At 67.8% G+C, this 16,929-nt stretch carries 17 protein-coding genes; 10 read left to right on the forward strand and 7 right to left on the reverse strand.

The features are described 5' to 3' along the window. The first annotated feature begins 16 nt into the window (after positions 1-16). Genes T331_RS0105700 through T331_RS17470 form a run of 5 tightly spaced genes read left to right on the forward strand, consistent with a single transcriptional unit; the run spans position 17 to position 3,638 of the window. Positions 17-1,102, forward strand: coding sequence for a BMP family ABC transporter substrate-binding protein (locus tag T331_RS0105700; protein ID WP_051622193.1), 1,086 nt, complete (start codon positions 17-19; stop codon positions 1,100-1,102). Then, positions 1,102-1,284, forward strand: coding sequence for a DUF4089 domain-containing protein (locus T331_RS0105705; protein WP_008494196.1), 183 nt, complete (start codon positions 1,102-1,104; stop codon positions 1,282-1,284). Before T331_RS0105700 ends, T331_RS0105705 begins: the two co-directional genes overlap by 1 nt. A gap of 6 nt (positions 1,285-1,290) precedes the next feature. Then, positions 1,291-2,640 (forward strand): AtzE family amidohydrolase, encoded by a 1,350-nt coding sequence (locus tag T331_RS0105710; RefSeq protein WP_026439338.1) that lies wholly within the window; start codon positions 1,291-1,293, stop codon positions 2,638-2,640. After that, the gene (gene hpxZ / locus T331_RS0105715; RefSeq protein ID WP_244876898.1) at positions 2,610-3,029 is read left to right on the forward strand and encodes an oxalurate catabolism protein HpxZ; all 420 of its coding nucleotides are present in this window, start codon (positions 2,610-2,612) and stop codon (positions 3,027-3,029) included. Before T331_RS0105710 ends, hpxZ begins: the two co-directional genes overlap by 31 nt. After that, positions 3,030-3,638, forward strand: a complete 609-nt coding sequence (locus T331_RS17470) for a TetR/AcrR family transcriptional regulator (RefSeq protein WP_035179314.1) — start codon at positions 3,030-3,032, stop codon at positions 3,636-3,638. A gap of 4 nt (positions 3,639-3,642) precedes the next feature. On the opposite strand, the gene T331_RS0105725 is transcribed toward T331_RS17470, so the two are convergent. Next, positions 3,643-4,590 (reverse strand): NAD(P)H-dependent flavin oxidoreductase, encoded by a 948-nt coding sequence (locus tag T331_RS0105725; RefSeq protein WP_026439340.1) that lies wholly within the window; start codon positions 4,588-4,590, stop codon positions 3,643-3,645. Between the two features lie 158 nt (positions 4,591-4,748). Between T331_RS0105725 and T331_RS0105730 the strand changes: the two genes are divergently transcribed. Further along, a complete protein-coding gene (locus T331_RS0105730; protein WP_240376607.1) occupies positions 4,749-5,918 on the forward strand; it encodes an MFS transporter in 1,170 nt (389 codons plus the stop codon). A 66-nt stretch (positions 5,919-5,984) separates the two neighbouring features. Here the strand turns inward: T331_RS0105730 and T331_RS0105735 are convergent, their stop codons facing one another. Both T331_RS0105735 and nagA read right to left on the reverse strand, forming a co-directional pair. Further along, on the reverse strand, positions 5,985-6,497 hold the full coding sequence (locus tag T331_RS0105735) for a hypothetical protein (RefSeq protein WP_008494203.1): 513 nt from the start codon (positions 6,495-6,497) through the stop codon (positions 5,985-5,987). A gap of 29 nt (positions 6,498-6,526) precedes the next feature. Beyond that, a complete protein-coding gene (gene nagA, locus T331_RS0105740; protein ID WP_026439341.1) occupies positions 6,527-8,533 on the reverse strand; it encodes an N-acetylglucosamine-6-phosphate deacetylase in 2,007 nt (668 codons plus the stop codon). 156 nt (positions 8,534-8,689) lie between these two features. On the opposite strand from nagA, the gene T331_RS0105745 reads away from it, so the two are divergent. Beyond that, entirely contained in the window at positions 8,690-10,075 is a 1,386-nt protein-coding gene (locus tag T331_RS0105745; protein ID WP_026439342.1) for an amidase, read from the forward strand. Here T331_RS0105745 and T331_RS0105750 read toward each other — a convergent pair. Continuing rightward, positions 10,072-10,923, reverse strand: coding sequence for a c-type cytochrome (locus T331_RS0105750; RefSeq protein ID WP_026439343.1), 852 nt, complete (start codon positions 10,921-10,923; stop codon positions 10,072-10,074). The two genes, T331_RS0105745 and T331_RS0105750, sit on opposite strands and share 4 nt — an antisense overlap. Before the next feature lie 157 nt (positions 10,924-11,080). Here T331_RS0105750 and T331_RS0105755 point away from each other — a divergent pair, with 157 nt between their 5' ends. The 3 genes from T331_RS0105755 to T331_RS20255 all read left to right on the forward strand — a co-directional run bounded on the left by T331_RS0105755 (position 11,081) and on the right by T331_RS20255 (position 12,749). Continuing rightward, positions 11,081-11,836: a FadR/GntR family transcriptional regulator gene (locus T331_RS0105755; protein ID WP_008494208.1), complete on the forward strand. Its 756-nt coding sequence runs from the start codon at positions 11,081-11,083 to the stop codon at positions 11,834-11,836. A 138-nt stretch (positions 11,837-11,974) separates the two neighbouring features. Beyond that, complete coding sequence (locus T331_RS0105760; RefSeq protein ID WP_026439345.1) at positions 11,975-12,175, forward strand: hypothetical protein; 201 nt, start codon at positions 11,975-11,977, stop codon at positions 12,173-12,175. A 130-nt stretch (positions 12,176-12,305) separates the two neighbouring features. Next, a complete protein-coding gene (locus T331_RS20255) occupies positions 12,306-12,749 on the forward strand; it encodes a hypothetical protein (RefSeq protein WP_051622194.1) in 444 nt (147 codons plus the stop codon). A gap of 78 nt (positions 12,750-12,827) precedes the next feature. On the opposite strand, the gene T331_RS0105770 is transcribed toward T331_RS20255, so the two are convergent. The 3 genes from T331_RS0105770 to T331_RS0105780 all read right to left on the reverse strand — a co-directional run bounded on the left by T331_RS0105770 (position 12,828) and on the right by T331_RS0105780 (position 16,923). After that, entirely contained in the window at positions 12,828-14,075 is a 1,248-nt protein-coding gene (locus T331_RS0105770; protein WP_026439346.1) for a Dyp-type peroxidase, read from the reverse strand. Next, positions 14,072-15,184 (reverse strand): NHL repeat-containing protein, encoded by a 1,113-nt coding sequence (locus tag T331_RS0105775; protein ID WP_026439347.1) that lies wholly within the window; start codon positions 15,182-15,184, stop codon positions 14,072-14,074. The genes T331_RS0105770 and T331_RS0105775 overlap by 4 nt, the downstream gene beginning before the upstream one ends. A 170-nt stretch (positions 15,185-15,354) precedes the next feature. After that, on the reverse strand, positions 15,355-16,923 hold the full coding sequence (locus tag T331_RS0105780) for a response regulator (RefSeq protein ID WP_026439348.1): 1,569 nt from the start codon (positions 16,921-16,923) through the stop codon (positions 15,355-15,357). Positions 16,924-16,929: the final 6 nt, after the last annotated feature.

Genomic DNA, 16,929 nt, shown 5'->3' on the forward strand with positions numbered 1-16,929 from the left:
AGGAAGGAGCAACATCATGTCTTCACTCAAACGCCGTGGCTTTACCGCCATGCTGGGGGCCTCGGCCCTGGCCGCACCCGGCATTATCGGCGCCGCCCGCGCCGCCGCCCCCTTGAAGGTGGGGTTTGTCTATGTCGGCCCGGTCGGGGATTTCGGCTGGAGCTACCAGCATGATATCGCCCGCAAGCAGGCGCAGGCGGCTTTGGGGGGCGCCATCGAGACCTCCTTCGTCGAGAACGTGCCCGAGGCGCCGGAATGCCAGGCGGTGTTTGAGAGCCTGGTCGCCTCCGGCCATAAGCTGATCTTCGGCACCTCGTTCGGCTATATGAACTACATGGTGAAGGTGGCGGCGAAGCATCCGGATGTGATGTTCGAGCATTGCACCGGCTATAAGCAGGCCAAGAACCTCGCCATCTATGACATCCGCTATTACCAGGGCCGCTATATCCAGGGCGTCATTGCCGGGCATATGTCGAAGACCGGCAAGATCGGCTATGTCGCCTCCGTGCCGATCCCGGAAGTGGTGCAAGGCATGGATGCGGTGCTGCTGGGCATGCGTTCGGTGAACCCGAAGGCGCAGCTGAAATTCATCATGGTCGATAGCTGGTACGATCCGGGCAAGGAAGGCGATGCCGCGAAGGCGCTGATCGACCAGGGCTGCGACGTGCTGACCCAGCATACTGACAGCCCGGCGCCGCTGCAGGTGGCCGCCAGCCGCAACATCCCGGCCTTTGGCGAGGCGACGGACATGATCAAGTTCGCGCCGAAGAACCAGCTCACCGCCGATGTGAATGAATGGGGCGGCTATTACATCAAGCGCTGCAAGGCGGCCCTGGCCGGCACCTGGAAGACCGAGAATACCTGGGGCGGCTTCGCCGATGGCATGCTGGCCATGGCGCCCTACACCAACATGCCCGACAGCGTGGCGGCGGCGGCGAAGCAGGCGGTGGCGGATATTTCCTCCGGCAAGAACAAGATCTTTGTCGGCCCGCTGACCGACCAGACCGGCAAAATCTTCCTGCCCGCCGGCCAGGTGATGGATGACAACACCCTGACCGGGCTGCAGACGCTGGTGCAGGGTATCGACGGCAAGCTCTCCTGATGAGCGCGCCGGACGAAGCCGCCTATCTGGCGGCGGCGTCGAAATTGCTCGGGCTGCCGATCCGGCCCGAGCACCAGGAGGCGGTGCAAACCGCCTTCGCCGTGCTCTGCGCCCAGGCGGCGCTGATCCGGGATTTTCCGCTGCCGGCGCAGACCGAGGCGGCGCCGCGTTTTACCCCCTGAGGCGATATGGAATTTTTTGAGCTGAGCGCGGTGGAGATCGCCACGCGGGTGCGGGCGGGCAAGCTCTCCGCCTCGCAGGTGCTGGCGGCGCATATCAGGCGCATCGAGGCGCTGGACCCGGTGCTGAACTGCTTCACCAGCAAAACCTTTGAGCGCGCGCGGGCCGAGGCGGCCTGGGTGGATGCCACGGTGCAGGCGGGCGGCGATCCCGGTCCGCTGGCCGGGGTGCCGTTCGCGGTGAAGAACCTGTTCGACATTGTCGGGCTGCCGACGCTGGCGGGCTCCAAAATCCGGCGTGAGGCGGCCCCGCCCAAGCAGGATTCGCCGCATGTGCAGCGGCTGAACGAGGCCGGGGCGGTGCTGCTCGGGGCCTTGAACATGGACGAATTCGCTTATGGCTTCGTCACCGAAAACGCCCATGACGGGCCGACGCGCAACCCGCATGACACCACGCGTATCGCCGGCGGCTCCTCCGGCGGCTCGGCGGCTTCGGTGGCGGCGGGGTTGTGCGTGCTGGCGCTGGGCTCGGACACCAACGGCTCGATCCGCCTGCCCGCCGGGCTGACGGGCATTTACGGGTTGAAGCCGAGCTACGGCCGGGTGACGCGGGCGGGGACGTTCCCGTTCGTTGACAGCTTCGACCATATCGGCCCGTTCGCGCGTTCGGCGGCGGATCTGGCGCTGGCTTATGATGTGCTGCAGGACGAGGATGAAGCCAGCCCGGTTCTGGGCGAGGCGGCCGATGCGGCGCGGGTGGCGGTGCTGGATGACTGGTTCCAGCACGGGGCCAGTGCTGAGATGCTGGAGGCGGTGCGGATCGTCGCCGATGCGCTGGGTGGCACTGACAGCGTGACCTTGCCGGAAGCGAAGCGGGCGCGGGCGGCGGCGTTCTGCATTTCCGCCTTCGAGGGTGGGCAGCTGCATAAGCCCAACCTGATCGCAAGGCCGCAGGATTATGATCCGGCGACGCTGCCGCGCCTGATCGCGGGGGCGTTGCAGCCGGCGGAGACGATTTATCAGGCGCAGCGTTTTCGCGCCTGGTTCCGGGAGCAGGCGCTGAAATTGTTTGAGCGCCATGATCTGCTGCTGGCACCTGCCACGCCGATCACCGCACCTTTGATCGGCCAGCCAAGTTTCGAGCTGGCCGGGGAACAGGTGCCGCTGCGGGCCAATATCGGGCTTTATACTCAGCCGATCAGCTTCATCGGGCTGCCGGTGGTGTGCGTGCCGGTGGCCTCAGCCAAGTTGCCGCGCGGGGTGCAGATCATCGCCGCGCCTGGGCGTGAGGCGCTGGCGCTGGCGGCGGCGGCGCGGCTGGAGGCGGCTTGCGTGCTGGCGGCTGCGGTGGTCGGGTGATCATCGACGAGCCGGCGGCGAAGGCCGAGCTGGAGGATTTGTTCGCCGCCTATGAGCGGGCCTTGATGAGCAATGATATCGAGGCGCTGAACGGGTTTTTCTGGCCGAGCCCGCAGGCGCTGCGCTTTGGCGATAACGGGGCGGCTTATGGGATCGAGGAGATCGCCGCGTTTCGCCAAGGGCGGGCGGGCGGCTCGCCACAGCGCCGGCTGATCAATACCCGCATCATCGCCTTCGGGCCGGACCACGGGGTCGCCACCACCGAATTCCAGCGCGAGGGCGAGGCGCGGCGTGGGCGCCAGACGCAAATCTGGGTTCGGTTTCAGGATCTTGGCTGGCGAATCGTCAGCGCCCATGTCTCTCTGGTAACGACCGACACCGGAGCCTGAATGCCGCAAGCTTTGTCAGAAGACCGTCTCGCGGAAACCCGCGAGAAAATCGTGCGCGTGGCCGAGCGCCAGGCGGTGGCGCAGGGGCTGGAGAATGTCTCCACCCATTCGATCGCGCGGGAGCTGGGCTGGTCCGCGACGGCGCTGTATCGCTATTTTCCGAACAAGGAGGCGATTTTGGCCGCCGCCCGGGCGCGGGCGCTGAACCGGCTCTCCGAGGCGCTGGAGGCGGCCATCGGCGGGCCCGGCGATGGCTGGGAGATTTCGCGTGCGGTCGGGGATGCGTATGTCGCCTTCGCCTTCGAGAATCCGGATGCCTACCGGCTGATCTACGCGCTCAACCAGCCGGACCCGGACGAGTATCCGGAATTCAGCGCGGCGCTGGCGCGCGCCCGGGGGAACATGACGCTCTATGTCGAGCGCATGGTGGCGCAGGGCGGGCTGGAGACGGATGCCAGCGTGCTCGGGCATCTGTTCTGGGCCGGGCTGCACGGGCTGATCACGCTGGAAATGACCGGCAAGATCCGCTCCGAGACGCTGAATTTCACCAGCTTGCGCCATGAGATGATGCGCGCTCTGGTGCGCGGCACCCGCCCCAGGCCGGATTAGCGGATCAGGCGTTCGTCTCGGCGCCGAGGTGCGCCAGCGCGGCCTGGTATTCATCGCGCAGCCGGGCGATCAAGGTGGCGGCAGGGAGGATATCGCGCACCGCGCCGATGCCCTGGCCAGCACCCCAGATATCCCGCCAGGCCTTGCTGCCATTCACCACCTGGCTCCATTCCATTTTCGCCGGGTCGGCGCCGGCCAGCAAGGCCGGGTCCAGCCCCGCCGCCTTGATGCTGGGGATCAGGTAATTGCCGTGCACCCCGGTGAAGAGGTTGGAATAGAGGATGTCCTTGGCGCTGCTCTCCACGACCATTTGCTTATAGGCGGCGGGGGCGTCGGCCTCCTGCGTGGCGATGAAGGCGGAGCCGATATAGGCCAGATCCGCCCCCAGGGCGCGGGCGGCGGCGATGGAGCGGCCATTGGCGATGGCGCCGGAGAGCGCCAGCGGGCCATCGAACCAGGCGCGGATTTCCTGCACCAAGGCGAACGGGTTGATGGTGCCAGCATGGCCGCCGGCCCCGGCGGCCACCGCGATCAGCCCATCCGCGCCGCGCGCGACGGCTTTGTGGGCAAATTCATCGTTGATGACATCATGCAGCACCAGCCCGCCATAGCCATGCACCGCCTCATTCACCTCCGGCATCGCGCCGAGCGAGGTGATGATGATGGGCACCTGATATTTCACGCACAGCGCCAGATCCTCCTGCAGGCGGGGATTGGTCTTGTGGACGATGAGATTGACCGCGAAGGGGGCGTCCGCGTCGGTCAGTTCCGCGCGCAGGCGGATCAGCCACGCCTCCAGCACGCCGGAGGGCCGGGCGTTGAGTGAGGGAAACGCCCCGACGATGCCGGCTTTGCATTGCGCGATGACCAGCTCCGGCCGGGAGATGATGAACATCGGCGCGGCGATGGCGGGCAGAGACAGGCGGGGTTCCAGCCAGGCGGGCAGGGTCATGGGCACGGTTCCTTGGAATAATGGCGATTATTAACGCCGTTAACCATAGCCAGCCATATTTTCCCGGGCAGGGCAAGGGCTTGACCGGCGGCGCGCATCCTCCCACATGGCGGCAAGCCCCGTCCTGGGGCCTTCCGAACAAATCGAGTATGGGGCTGATGGATCAAAACCTCCCGCGTGCGGGCAATGCCGGGCTGGCCTTGCTGGCGCTTTCCACAGGCGGGTTCGCCATCGGCACCACCGAGTTCGGCACGATGGGGCTGGTGCCCTATTTCTCGCAAGGGCTGCATGTGGATATCGCCCAGGCCGGGCGGGTGATCAGCGCCTATGCGCTGGGGGTGGTGGTGGGCGCGCCGATCCTGTGCGTGGCGGCGGCGAAGCTGCCGCAGCGGCGGCTGCTGATCGGGCTGATGGTGCTGTTCGCGCTCGGCAATCTGCTCAGCGGTCTGGCGCCGAGCTTTGGCTGGATGCTGGTGTTCCGTTTCCTCGCCGGGCTGCCGCACGGGGCGTATTTCGGCGTCGCCTCGCTGGTCGCGGCCGAGCTGGTGCCGGCGGAGAAGCGTACCCAGGCGATTGCCAGCGTCATCACCGGGCTGACGGTGGCGACGATTTTCGGCGTGCCGCTGGCCAATGCCATCGGCCAGTTGCTGAACTGGCGGCTGGCCTTCGTGCTGGTGGCGGTGCTGGCGCTGGTGACGGCGGTGATGGTGTGGAAGCTGGTGCCGCGGCGCGATAATAGCGGGGAGCCCGCGAAGAATCCGCTGGATGAGCTGGACGCGCTGAAGAACAAGCATGTCTGGCTGACGGCGGCGATCGGCGCGATCGGCTTTGGCGGGATTTTCGCGGCCTATACCTATTTCGCCTCCACCTTCCTGCAGGTGACGCATGGCGCGCCTTATCTGGTGCCGTTGGTGCTGGGCTGTTTCGGGGTGGGGATCACGGTGGGGAATATCCTCACCGCGCGCTTCGCCGACAAGGCGCTGATGCCGACGGTGGCGGGGGTGCTGATCTGGAGTGCGGCGGCGCTGGCGCTGTATCCGTTGATGACCGGGCATGTCTGGAGCATGTGCCTGGCGGCCTTGCTGATCGGCGGCGGCGGCGGGTTGGGCTCGCCCTTGCAGGCGCGGCTGATGCTGGTGGCGGGCCGGGCGCAGACGCTGGCGGCGGCGCTGAACCAGAGTGCGATGAACGTGGCCAATGCGCTCGGGCCATTGCTGGCGGGGGTGGCGATCAGCCTGGGGGCGGCGCTGCCGCAGACCGGGCTGGTGGGGTGCCTGCTGGCGCTGGCCGGGCTGGTGATGTGGTGGCTGGCGCTGCGGGCGGTTTAAAGACGTGGGGTGTTTTTGAAAAAACACCCCACACCCCCAAAAACTTTTGCAAATTTACGTGGGGGCTCAGCGCACCGGGATGGTGGCGTAGCGCAGCTCGCCCACCCGCTCCAGCGGCGGCGCCTCGCGGCAGCAGATCAGCCAGTAGGGCAGCACCAGCAGCAGCGTCCAGGCGAAATTGCCGATCAGCTGGGCATGGGCTTCCAGCGGCCATTGGGTCGGGAACAGCACCAGATCCAGCAGCCACAAGGTTCGCCAGAGCAGCCCCGAAAGGCGCACCGCCGGGGCGACATGGGCGCGCCGGCCGGTGCGGGCCTGCTGGCTGTTGATTTGCAGATGCGCGGCCCCGGCCATGATGCCGAGGCAGATCATGTCTTCGAAAAAATCTGAGGTGTAGGGGCGGTCGAACAGATGCACCCAGAGCAGCCCGGCGAGGGCGCCGGCGCCGGTGGAGATGCGGGCCAGGGTGAAAAGCGGCAGGCCGAACAGCCAGGCCGCGTAATCGACCCCCGGCTGCAACAGCCGGTCTATGATGAAATCGTCCGCCTTTCTTGCGAAACCGATGATATTCCCGGCCATTTCTTCGTCCCGTCAGACCGAATCCACGCTCAATCCATAGTCAAAGCCCGCCGCAGCGAGCCACCCGCCGCGTCCAGCCTCGCCCGCGCCAGATCCGGCGCCAGGCCAAGCCTGATGGCCAGCACGGCAAGTTTAACATGCATGTCGCACGCCTCCAGTTCAAGGCTTGCGGTTTGCTCATCCACGCCGGTCAGCCCGGTCACCATCCGCACCGCCCGGCGGCGCAGCTTGGCGTTGCTGGCCCGCATATCCACCATGAAAGGTCCAAAGGTTTTGTTAAGACGGATCATCACGGTGGAGGAGAGGATGTTCAGCGCGATCTTTTCCGTGGAGCCGGCGGAAAGGCGGGTGGAGCCGGCGATGATCTCCGGGCCGGAGAGGATTTCCACGGCGATCCGCGCGGCGGCCGCCATCGGTGAGGCCGTATTGTTGACGATGGCGCCGGTGAGCCCGCCCAGCCCGCCGGCATGGCGCAGCGCCGCCAGCGTGTAAGGGGTGGAGCCGGAGGCGGCGATGCCGACCAGCGCGTCCCTCTCGCAGAACCCCTGCGCGTCGAGGGCGGCGCGGGCGGCGTCCTCGTCATCCTCCGCGCCCTCGGCGGCCTGGATGAAGGCGCCCTCGCCGCCGGCCAGCAGCGGCACGATCAGCCCGGGCTCGACCCCGAAAGTGGGGCGGCATTCCACCGCATCCAGCAGCCCGAGCCGGCCGGAGGTGCCGGCCCCGGCGTAAAACAGCCGCCCCCCCGCCGCGAGCCGGGCCGCCACGGCATCCGCCAGCCGGGCCAGGGCCGGGGCGGTGCCGTTCAGCGCGCGCTGGGCGGTGGCTTCCTGGGTGAGGAAGAGGCGGATGATCTCCTCGGTGGGGCGGGCTTCCAGGTCCAGCAGCTCCAGGCGCGGGGCCTCGGTGCCGCGCGGCTTGGTCGGGCTGCCGGGCTGGCCGGCCTGCCAGACCTGCAAGGCCTGGAAATCCTCCGACCACCAGACCAGATCCGCCGCCGCCCCCGGCGCGATGCGGCCAAGGTTGAGGCCGAGCGCGTCGGCGGGGCGGGAGGTGGCGGCGGCGAGCGCGGTCTCCGGGGCGATGCCCCAGCCGATCAGCCGGCGCACCCCTTCATCCAGCGTGATCGCGGCGCCGGCGATGGTGCCATCCGCCCGGTGGCCGACGCCATCCGCCCCGAGAATGGCCGTCGCGCCGCCAAATTCCAGTTCCGCGCCAGGCTCCAGCCCGGCCAGAGCGATGGAATCCGTCACCGCGATGGCGCGCGGGCAGGCGGCGAAGGCGATCTGCAGCAAAGCCGGGTCCACATGCACGCCATCGACGATGAGGCAGGGGGCGAGAAGCGGGTCGGTGAGGCCGATGCCGGGCGCGCCGGGGGCGCGGTGGCCGAGCGGGGATTGGGCGTTGAAGAGATGCGTCACCAGCCGCGCCCCGGCCGCCACCCCGGCGCGCATCTGCGCGGCATCGGCATTGGTGTGGCCGAGCGAAACGCGGATGCCCGAAGCTGTGAGCTTGGTGATGGCGGGCAGGGCGTGCTCCAGCTCCGGGGCCAGGGTGAGCAGCTTCAGCACGGCGGCGGCGGGGCCGTCCAGCAGCTCATCCAAAGCCGCCTGGTCCGGCAGGCGCAGCCAGTCCGCGCGGTGGGCGCCGCGTTTGGCGGGGGCCAGGAACGGGCCTTCCAGATGCAGCCCGAGCAGGCCCGGGTGACGCGCCATGGCGGCGCGCAGCCGGGTGGCGGCTTCAGCGATGGCCGGCAGAGGCTGGGTGATGATCGTGGGCAGCACGGAGGTGACGCCGCGCGCGGCGAGGCCGGTGGCGAATTTGTCCCATTCCGCCGGCGTGGCGCTGGCGCAATCCACCCCGAAGGCGCCGTTATTATGCAGATCGATCAGCCCCGGCCCAAGGATGCCATGTTGCAGCTCCAGGTCCGGATTGGCGGCGCCTGGATGGATGGCGAGGATGCGCCCGGCCGCGATTTCCACAGTGGCCGGGCCGGTGAAACGCTCACCATCGAAGAGTGTCTGGGCAAAAATCCGCATGGTCCGGCCTTGTTCGATCTCTGCCGCCCTTCTGCGGCCAGGGCGGGGGCGGGGCAAGGGAGCAGGCCAGATCGGCGGATAAAAATCGCCGCTGGCCCCTTGCCGGGCGCGGCCGGGAGTGCTGGCCTGGGCGCCTGTGAATGCAAGAGGTGATGCATGGATGCGCTGCCCCCCGCCCCTGAGCTTTGCCAGCTCGATGCCGCCGCGCTGGCGACGGCGTACCGCAAGCGCGATCTCTCCCCGGTGGAGGTGACCAAGGCGGCGCTGGCACGGGCCGAGGCGATCAACCCCGCCCTCAACGCCTTCACCTTTCTCGACCGCGACGGCGCGCTGGCGGAGGCCAAGGCGTCCGAGGCGCGCTGGCGGATGGGCGCGCCGCTCTCCGAGGTCGATGGGGTGCCGACGACGTTGAAGGATATCGTCTGGGTGCAGGGCTGGTCCGTGCGCTATGGCAGCACCACCACCGATGCCACGCCCTGCCGGGAGGATGCGCCCGCGGTGCGCAAGCTGCGCGAAGCGGGCTGCGTGTTCATCGGCCAGACGACGACGCCGGAATTTGGCTGGAAGGCACTGACCGACAGTGCCGCCTTCGGCATCACCCGCAACCCGCATGACCCCTCCAAGACCTCCGGCGGCTCCTCCGGCGGGGCGGCGGTGGCGGCTTTGATGCAGGCGGGGCGGTTGCATCTGGGCTCGGATGGCGGCGGCTCGATCCGGGTGCCGGCGAGTTTCTGCGGGATTTTCGGGATCAAGCCGAGTTTTGGGCGGGTGCCGGCCTATCCGGCGAGCGCCTTCGGCACGGTGGCGCATATCGGCCCGATGGCGGCGAATGTCGCGGATGGTTTGGCGATGCTGAAGGCGATGTCCGGCCGGGACCGGCGTGACTGGAACCAGGGGGCGGGGCAGTTTCCGGGGCTGGAGGCTGCCCCGCTTTCGCCCAAGGGGCTGAAGATCGGCTATTGGCGCATCCCGCCTTCGGGGGCGCTGGATGCGGAGCTGGGCGCGATCATCGATGCCAGGATCGCGGCGCTGGCGGGGCAGGGGGCGGAGATTTCGCTCTTCACGCTGCCGGGCGGCGATCTGCTGGACTTGTTCCATGACCATTGGTTCTCCGGGGCGGCGACGCGCCTGGCGGGGGTGCCGGAGGCAAAGCGCGCCGGGATCGATCCGGGGTTCCTGGAAATCGCCGCGCAAGGGGCGCGGATGAGTGCGGTGCAGCTGGTGCGCGCCCAGGTGCGCCGGGCGGATTTCGGCGCGGCGATGGATGCGGCGCTGGCGGATTATGATTTCATCCTCTCGCCGGGCACCGCCATTCCGGCTTTCGAGGCCGGGGCCGAGGTGCCTTCGGGCGCCGGGCTCACGCGCTGGACCGAATGGGCCGGGTTCAGCTACCCGATCAACCTCACCCAGCAGCCCGCCGCGGTGGTGCCGTGCGGCAAGACCAAGGCCGGGCTGCCGGTGGCCCTGCAGATCATCGGCGGGCGCGGCGAGGATGGAAAGGTGATGGCGCTGGCGGCTTCGCTGGAGGCGCTGTTCGCTTAAGGCGCCTGGCCTTGCAGGGCGGCGGCGGATAGCCCGGCTTTTTTCAGATTGCTGGCGACGCTGTCCGTCTCGCTCTGCACCTTGGCGTTATAGGCCTGGCCGGGCGGCAGATGGTCCTGCAGCACGAAATCCGGCCGGGGCTGGGTGTCCACATAAAGCGCCACCTGGAAGGCCTGCTGTTCGCTGAGATGCGGGTTGCCGAGCGGCATATTGCCCTTCACCCAGGTGGCGAGCTTGGCGATGTTGGCAAGGCCAGCCCCGGCATTATAGCTGCGCGCGCCCCAGACCGGCGGGAAGCTGCCCATGCCGGCGCCGTTGGCGCCGTGGCAGGCGGCGCAGTTCTGCTTGTAGAGTGTCTGGCCGGCGGCATAATCCGCCGCAGTGGCGGCCTTCACCATCGCCGGGTAGGGGCTGGGGGTGGGCGTGGCGAGCGCTTCCACTTTCTTGTCGCGGTCCAGCCAGTCGATATAGGCGGCCATGTCCACCACCACGGCGCTGTCCGTGCTCGGCCGCTTGCCGTCCATGCTGCGCATGAAGCAATTGGCGATGCGGTCCTCCAACGTGATCACCGCCCCCTCGCGCGGCGAGAAGGAGGGGTATTCGCTGGCGGTGTTGAGGAAATTACCGGGATGATCGTTATTGCCGGCATTAGTATGGCAGTTGGCGCAGGTGAGCGCGTTGCCGATATAGCCCTTCGAGGCGGCATTGGTGCCGGTCTGCATGATCAAGTCATGGCCGCTTTGAATGGCGGCGCCGAGCGGGCCGGGCGGCAGGCCCTGCAAAGGCTGCGCCGCCGCGGGCAGGTTGGCGAGGCTGAAAAGGAAGGTGGTGATGAATAGCTTGCGCATGATTCGCTCCCGTTTGTCCGAGCTCTATCACTTTTGTAATGAAGCGGAAATGACCGGAACGAGAAAATCCTGGCTTTACGCGCGCGAAGGGTGCGGTTCGGGCCTTCGCCTGTGCGCGTGGCTGGGGTAATCTCGCGCCAAAAGGAGATTTGCCACGGTGGCCCACGCCCCGACCAAGACGATGATGCCGCCGATGGCGGAGCCGCCGAGCCTGGTGCTCACCCGCCGCCAGCGCATGGGCGACCAGCTTTATGGCCAGATCCTGGAGCAGATCCTCTCCGGCCGCCTGCCCGAGGGGACCAGGCTGCCGGCGGAGGTGGATCTCTGCAAGATGTTCGGCGTCTCCCGCCCGGTGGTGCGCCAGGCCTTGCAGCGTCTGGGCGCGGATGGGCTGGTGCAGGCGCGCCAGGGCTCGGGCACCTATGTGATGGCGCGCCCGGCGGAGCGGCTGGCCAGTTTCGCGGCGCCTGAGCAGGTCGCGGATTATCTGCGCTCGGTCGAGGTGCGGGTGGTGCTGGAGGGGAGCGCGGCGGAACATGCGGCGGAGCGGCGCAATGCCGGGGAGCTGGCCGCCATCGAGGCGGCGCACGCGCATTTCCGCCAGGAGGCCGAGCGCGGCGTGCTGACCCCGGCCGGGGATCTGGCGTTTCACATGGCCATCGCCCGGGCCAGCGGCAATCATTTCTATGCGAGCGCGATGGAGCATCTGCACCAGGCGGTGAGCGGGTTCATGAGCGTCTCGCTCAGCCTCACCCGCACCAGCCCGCGCGAGCGCGCCAGCGTGGTGCTGCGCGAACATGAGCTGATTCTGGAAGCGATCCGCGGGCAGGACGGGGCAACGGCGCGCATCGCCATGCAGTTTCACATCACCCAGGCCCGGCGGCGGATGGTGGACCATCATCGCGACGATTGAGCCGCGGGCGCCGCGCTCACCGCGCTTCATGAACCGGCTTTAACCGGTCCCCCAGCCGCCTTTGCCCGGCGCATGCGCTATAAGGGGGGCGGGCCCGTGTGGCCGCCGATCGTCAAGATGTGATGGAGGATCGTTGAAATGGCTCTGCAAACCAGTTCCGCCCATGCGCGTGTGCGCGAGCGGCTGTTCGTGATGTGGGAAGAGGCGGGGAGCGACCCTGATGCCGCCTACCAGCTCTGGCATAAGGTCCGCCCGCTGCTGGAGGATCGCGGGATCTCCGCTGTCGCCCGGCCGCCTGCCTCCCGGCAGGCGCCGCCGCGAGAAGAAAGGCGGCGCTGAGCGCCAGCCTTCGAACCGTTCGCCGGGGCCGGCCCGGCGTTGGGGGGAGATACGTGGGTTTGGCAAAAAATGCGTTACAATCTTCCGTTAAATGTAAGCTTGTAACCTTTTTTGCGAAGAGGGTGGTTCGATGCGTTATCTCTTGAAATCGCTTGCTGTACTGTCCGCCCTGGCGGTTGGGGCGCTGGCCCTGCCGGGGCGCGCCCAGGCGCATGATGGCTGGCATGGTGGCGGTTGGGGATGGGGGATCGGGATCGACGTGGCGCCGATCGTGGTGCCGGGGCCTTATGTCTATCCGCCTTATTACGCCCCGCCGCCGGTTTATGTCGCGCCGGCCCCGGCGCCGGTGCCGGATGGCTATTATGAGCCTTATCCGGGCTATATCGCGCAGGCGCCGGTCGCGCCCGTGGCGCCGGTGGCCCCTGCCGCGCCCGTCGCGCCGGCCGATGCGGGGGCGGCGCAATCCTGCCATGCCGGCGCTTATATCTGCCCGATGGAGGTGAGCGTGCCGGTGGGCGGGCGCTGCTATTGCCCGGGCAATGATGGCGCGCGCCAGTACGGCACCGCCCAGTAATTTCCGCCCTCCGTGGGTGAACGCGAAAAGGCTTCAGCGTCGCGCTGAAGCCCTTTTTGCCGCCCGGATGCAGGTGCGTCAGGCCGCGAAGAGCGGCGCGCCGATATAGCTGCCCGGCTGCGCCCCTGGCGGGCAGGCGAACACGGCGCTGCCGACATGGGTGGTGAACTGGTTCAGCGCGTCGAATTTCGACATTTTGTCGAAAATCTTGATGAAGCCGTTGCGCGGGTCTTTCTGATAGGCCTGGAAGAACAGGCCGGACTCGAACTCGATCCCCTGCGTCCAGGGCGGCCAGCGCTCGGCGGTGAAATCGGCGCCGTTATTATAGCCGTAAGAGCGGCGCAGGATCTGCGCGCCATCATTCAGTGCCGCCGCGCCCAGCCTGGCATGGGCGGTTTGCGGGATGACATAATTGCCGTCGCTGTCGGTGGCGTTGAAATTCGGCGTGTCGAACTCGCGCGTGCCGCCGAGCGGCGCGCCGCTGGCCTTGTGGCGGCCGAAAGTCTGCTCCTGGAAGCCGACCTTCATCCGGTCCCAATGTTCCAGGGCGATGCGGATGCGCCGCGCCACCATGTAGCTGCCATTCTGCATCCAGCCGGCATCCGCCCCGGCCCAGACCACCGCATCCATCTCATGGCCGGTCGGGTTCATGGTGCCGTCCTTGAATCCCATCAGGTTGCGCGGTGTGCCCTTGGTCCGCGGGGCGGTGGAGAAGCCGGTCTGCACCCATTTCAGCGTCGCGGCGCCATAGGCGATGCGGGAGAGTTGGCGCACGGCATGGAAAGCCACTTGGGGATCGTCGGCGCAGGCCTGCACGCCGAGCGCGCCGCCGCACTGGCCCGCCACCAGCTGGTCGCCGTTGAAGGCGGGCAGATCCACCAGCGCCGCCGGGCGCCGGGCGGCCAGCCCGTAACGGTCCTTGCCGTTCAGCGTGAACAGATCCGGGCCGAAGCCGAAGGTGAGGGTGAGCCGCGCCGGGGTCAGCCCCAGCGCCTCGCCGCTATCGAGCCCCGGCTCGTCCTCCTGCTGGGTGCCGGGCTCGGCGGGCAGGCCGGCGGCCATCCGCGCCGATGCCGCCGTCCAGCGTTGCAGCAGGACGATCAGCTCGGCGCGGTGTTCGGTTTCGAGATCGAAGGACGCGAAATATAGGGCACTCTGCATCGGGGTGGTGATGCCCTGCTGGCGGGGGCCGTAAAATGGCAGGGTGGTCCCGGCCGCCTGCATCCGCGCGGCGGCGGCGGCGGGCAGGCTGGCGGCGGCGCCCGCCAGCCCGGCCGTGCCGAGGAAGCGGCGCCGCGAGGGCGCCTTGGGGGTATCCGTGCTCATTGCGCCAGCTGCACCGTGTTCATGTCGTCCTCGACATAATAGAGCCCTTTGCCGTCCGGCGTCGTGACCAGACCGAACAGGTCGCCGCTGCCCGGCGGGGTCTGGGCCTGGTCCTTATCCAGCCATTTATCGCCGATCTGCTGGCCCGAAGCCGGGTCGATCTCGACGGCGCGGCCATCCAGCCCGTTTACCGCGATCAGATTGCCGTTCGGGGCCATGGTCAGGGCCAATGGCCGGTTCAGCAGCCCGCCCTTGCTGACCTCGGTGCCGGTGCCGGCACTGTCCGTCCGGGTGGCGGCGTCGGTGATCTTGACGATGCGGTTGCCGATCGCGTCCGAGACATAGAGCGTGCCATCCTTGCCCAAGGCCAGGCCGGTGGGGCCGACCAGGAAGACGCTGGCATCCGCCTGGGCGCCGAAGCCAGTGCTGATCACGGTCTGGCTCGTCACTTCAGGCGGCTTGCCGGCGGGAATGTTCAGCTCCAGCCGCAGCACGGTGGCGGTGTTCTGCACGGGCTGGCCGGGGGCGCCGATGCCAAAGCCGGCATTGGAGAGGAAAAGGGTGGCTTTGTCGCCCTCATCGATCCAGGCCATGTTGCCCCACGGATCGTCGATATCCGGGCCGGCCAGCGTGCCCGCCAGCTTGCCGCTGGAATCCAGCAGGATCAGGCAGCCTTTGCCCAGCGTCTTGGTGGTGCCGTCGGTGGAGGGGGCGGAGCCGACGATGACCCAGCCGGATTTCAGCACCGCCATGGCGGTGGAAAGCCCGACCCCGCCGGGGCAGCCGGCGAGCTTGGCGGGCAGGGTGGCGAAGGTCGTCGTCTGTTTGGTGGCGGGGCGGTAATCGATGATCGTGGTGCCGGTGCCCTGCAGATTGGCCTTGTTGTTGAAATTATCCGCCAGCAGGTCGCCCTTTTGCAGGCTGCCGGCGGAGACCGGGGAAACCGCCATGGCGTAGGGGTTCTGGTCGCCGTTGGCCGGCACGGTGGAGGTGATCAGCCGCTCATGCTTCAACCCGCCGAGATAGCCAGGTCCGGGATGGTCGGTCTGGGCATAGGCGGGCAGGGCCAGGGTCAGGCCGAAGAGGGTCAGCAGCGTGCGTGAGGGCATAAAATCAGTCTCCCAGGTTTCTAAAGGAGAATGAAAACCATTCTCAATTAAAACGCAACAGGAGATGATAATAATTCTCAATTGAGGGGCGGATCAGACCCGCGCGGCGGCTGGAGCGCGCCGACCGTAAACGGTCAGCGCGCTCCAGATCTTTGTTTTGGCGAGCAACTTTATGGCCCTGACTGAGTCCAGTGAGGGTCATGTTGCGCTATGTCGGCGATCAGCGCTTCCAGCGCCTCGAAGGAGACCGGTTTGACCAGATGATGGTCGAACCCGGCCTCGGCGGCGCGTTCCTTGTCGCGCTCCTGGCCCCAGCCGGTCTGGGCGACGATCTGAATGCCCTGCAAGGCGGCCTCCTGGCGCAGGAGGCGGCAGACCTCATAGCCGTTCAGCCCGGGCAGGCCGATATCCAGCAGGATGATGTCCGGCCGGTAGCGCCGTGCCGCGTCCAGCGCGCCGTGCCCGTCATGCAGCAGCTCATAGTCATGGCCCATCTCGTCGAGCATCCAGCCGACGGTCTGCGCCACTTCGATTGTGTCATCGACGACCAGGATGCGCCGCGGGCCGGAAGCGGGGGCGCTGGCGGCGGGGGCCGGCGCGGCCAGAGGCGGCGCCTCGATCAGCTGCATGCGGATGGTGAAGCGGCTGCCCTGGCCGGGGCCAGCACTCTCCACGCTGATCTGCCCGCCTTGCAGCGCCGCCAGCTGCTGCGCCAGAGCCAGACCGATGCCAAGCCCGCCCTGCGCCTGGTCGCGATGCGCATCGATCTGGGTGAAAAGCTGAAAGACCGACTCCAGCATGTCGGCGGGAATGCCCATGCCGTCATCGATGACGCTGATCACCGCCGTCTCGCCCTCCTGATGGGCATCCAGCGTGATATGGCCGCCGGCAGGCGTGTATTTGGCGGCGTTGTTGAGCAGATTGCCGATGATCTGCGCCAGCCGGGAGAGATCCGCCTGCAGCCAGAGCGGCGTCTGCGGCTGCAGGACGGTGAGGTTGTGGCCGGCGGCGGCGATCAGCGGCTGGCTGGTCTCCAGCGCCAGGCGCAGCACATCGCTCAGTGGCACCGGCGCCAGGCGCAGCTCGATCTTGCCCTGGCTGATGCGCGAGACATCCAGCAGATCGTCGATCAGCCGCACCAGTTGCGTCAGCTGGCGGTCCATCATCGCGTGGATGTCGGCGGCCTGGTCGCGGCCGGGGTTGCGCCGCAGCAGGTCCAGCCCGTGGCGCAGCGGCGCCAGCGGGTTGCGCAGCTCATGCGCCAATGTCGCGAGGAAATCATCCTTGCGCCGGTCGGCGTCGCGCAGCGCCTCGGCCTGCTGGCGCAGCGTGTCGCGCTGTTCGGCCAGCTGCTGGCGCTGGCGGTAGAGCTCGAAAAACACCTCGGCCTTGCTGCGCAGAATATCCGGCTCGATCGGCTTATAGATGAAATCCACCGCGCCGGCGCCATAACCCTGGAAACGGCGCTGCGTGTCCGAGGCGCCGGCGGTGACGAAGATGATCGGGATGCGCCTGGTGCGCTCATTGCCGCGCATCAGCTCGGCCAGCTCGAAGCCGTTGAGGCCAGGCATCTGCACATCCACCAGCGCCAGCGCCACGTCATGGGTCAGCAGCAGCTCCAGCGCCTCGTCGCCCGAGCGCGCCTTCAGCAGCACCAGCCCGTCGCGGCGCAGCAGCGCGTCCAGCGAGAGCAAATTCTCTTCAAGATCGTCGACCAGAAGGAAATAGACGGGTGCCATATGCGA

Origin of the sequence: Acidocella facilis ATCC 35904 (assembly GCF_000687875.1) — a bacterium.
GTDB lineage: Bacteria > Pseudomonadota > Alphaproteobacteria > Acetobacterales > Acetobacteraceae > Acidocella > Acidocella facilis.

Bases quoted from the DNA above. Each gene is read 5' to 3' on its own strand.
- T331_RS0105775 (WP_026439347.1), bottom strand. From the start codon at position 15,184: ATGCCCTCACGCACGCTGCTGACCCTCTTCGGCCTGACCCTGGCCCTG.
- T331_RS0105745 (WP_026439342.1), top strand. From the start codon at position 8,690: ATGGATGCGCTGCCCCCCGCCCCTGAGCTTTGCCAGCTCGATGCCGCC.
- T331_RS17470 (WP_035179314.1), top strand. From the start codon at position 3,030: ATGCCGCAAGCTTTGTCAGAAGACCGTCTCGCGGAAACCCGCGAGAAA.
- T331_RS0105710 (WP_026439338.1), top strand. From the start codon at position 1,291: ATGGAATTTTTTGAGCTGAGCGCGGTGGAGATCGCCACGCGGGTGCGG.
- T331_RS0105730 (WP_240376607.1), top strand. From the start codon at position 4,749: ATGGATCAAAACCTCCCGCGTGCGGGCAATGCCGGGCTGGCCTTGCTG.
- T331_RS0105700 (WP_051622193.1), top strand. From the start codon at position 17: ATGTCTTCACTCAAACGCCGTGGCTTTACCGCCATGCTGGGGGCCTCG.
- T331_RS0105770 (WP_026439346.1), bottom strand. From the start codon at position 14,075: ATGAGCACGGATACCCCCAAGGCGCCCTCGCGGCGCCGCTTCCTCGGC.
- T331_RS0105725 (WP_026439340.1), bottom strand. From the start codon at position 4,590: ATGACCCTGCCCGCCTGGCTGGAACCCCGCCTGTCTCTGCCCGCCATC.
- nagA (WP_026439341.1), bottom strand. From the start codon at position 8,533: ATGCGGATTTTTGCCCAGACACTCTTCGATGGTGAGCGTTTCACCGGC.
- T331_RS0105735 (WP_008494203.1), bottom strand. From the start codon at position 6,497: ATGGCCGGGAATATCATCGGTTTCGCAAGAAAGGCGGACGATTTCATC.
- T331_RS0105780 (WP_026439348.1), bottom strand. From the start codon at position 16,923: ATGGCACCCGTCTATTTCCTTCTGGTCGACGATCTTGAAGAGAATTTG.
- T331_RS0105750 (WP_026439343.1), bottom strand. From the start codon at position 10,923: ATGCGCAAGCTATTCATCACCACCTTCCTTTTCAGCCTCGCCAACCTG.
- T331_RS0105760 (WP_026439345.1), top strand. From the start codon at position 11,975: ATGGCTCTGCAAACCAGTTCCGCCCATGCGCGTGTGCGCGAGCGGCTG.
- T331_RS20255 (WP_051622194.1), top strand. From the start codon at position 12,306: ATGCGTTATCTCTTGAAATCGCTTGCTGTACTGTCCGCCCTGGCGGTT.
- T331_RS0105705 (WP_008494196.1), top strand. From the start codon at position 1,102: ATGAGCGCGCCGGACGAAGCCGCCTATCTGGCGGCGGCGTCGAAATTG.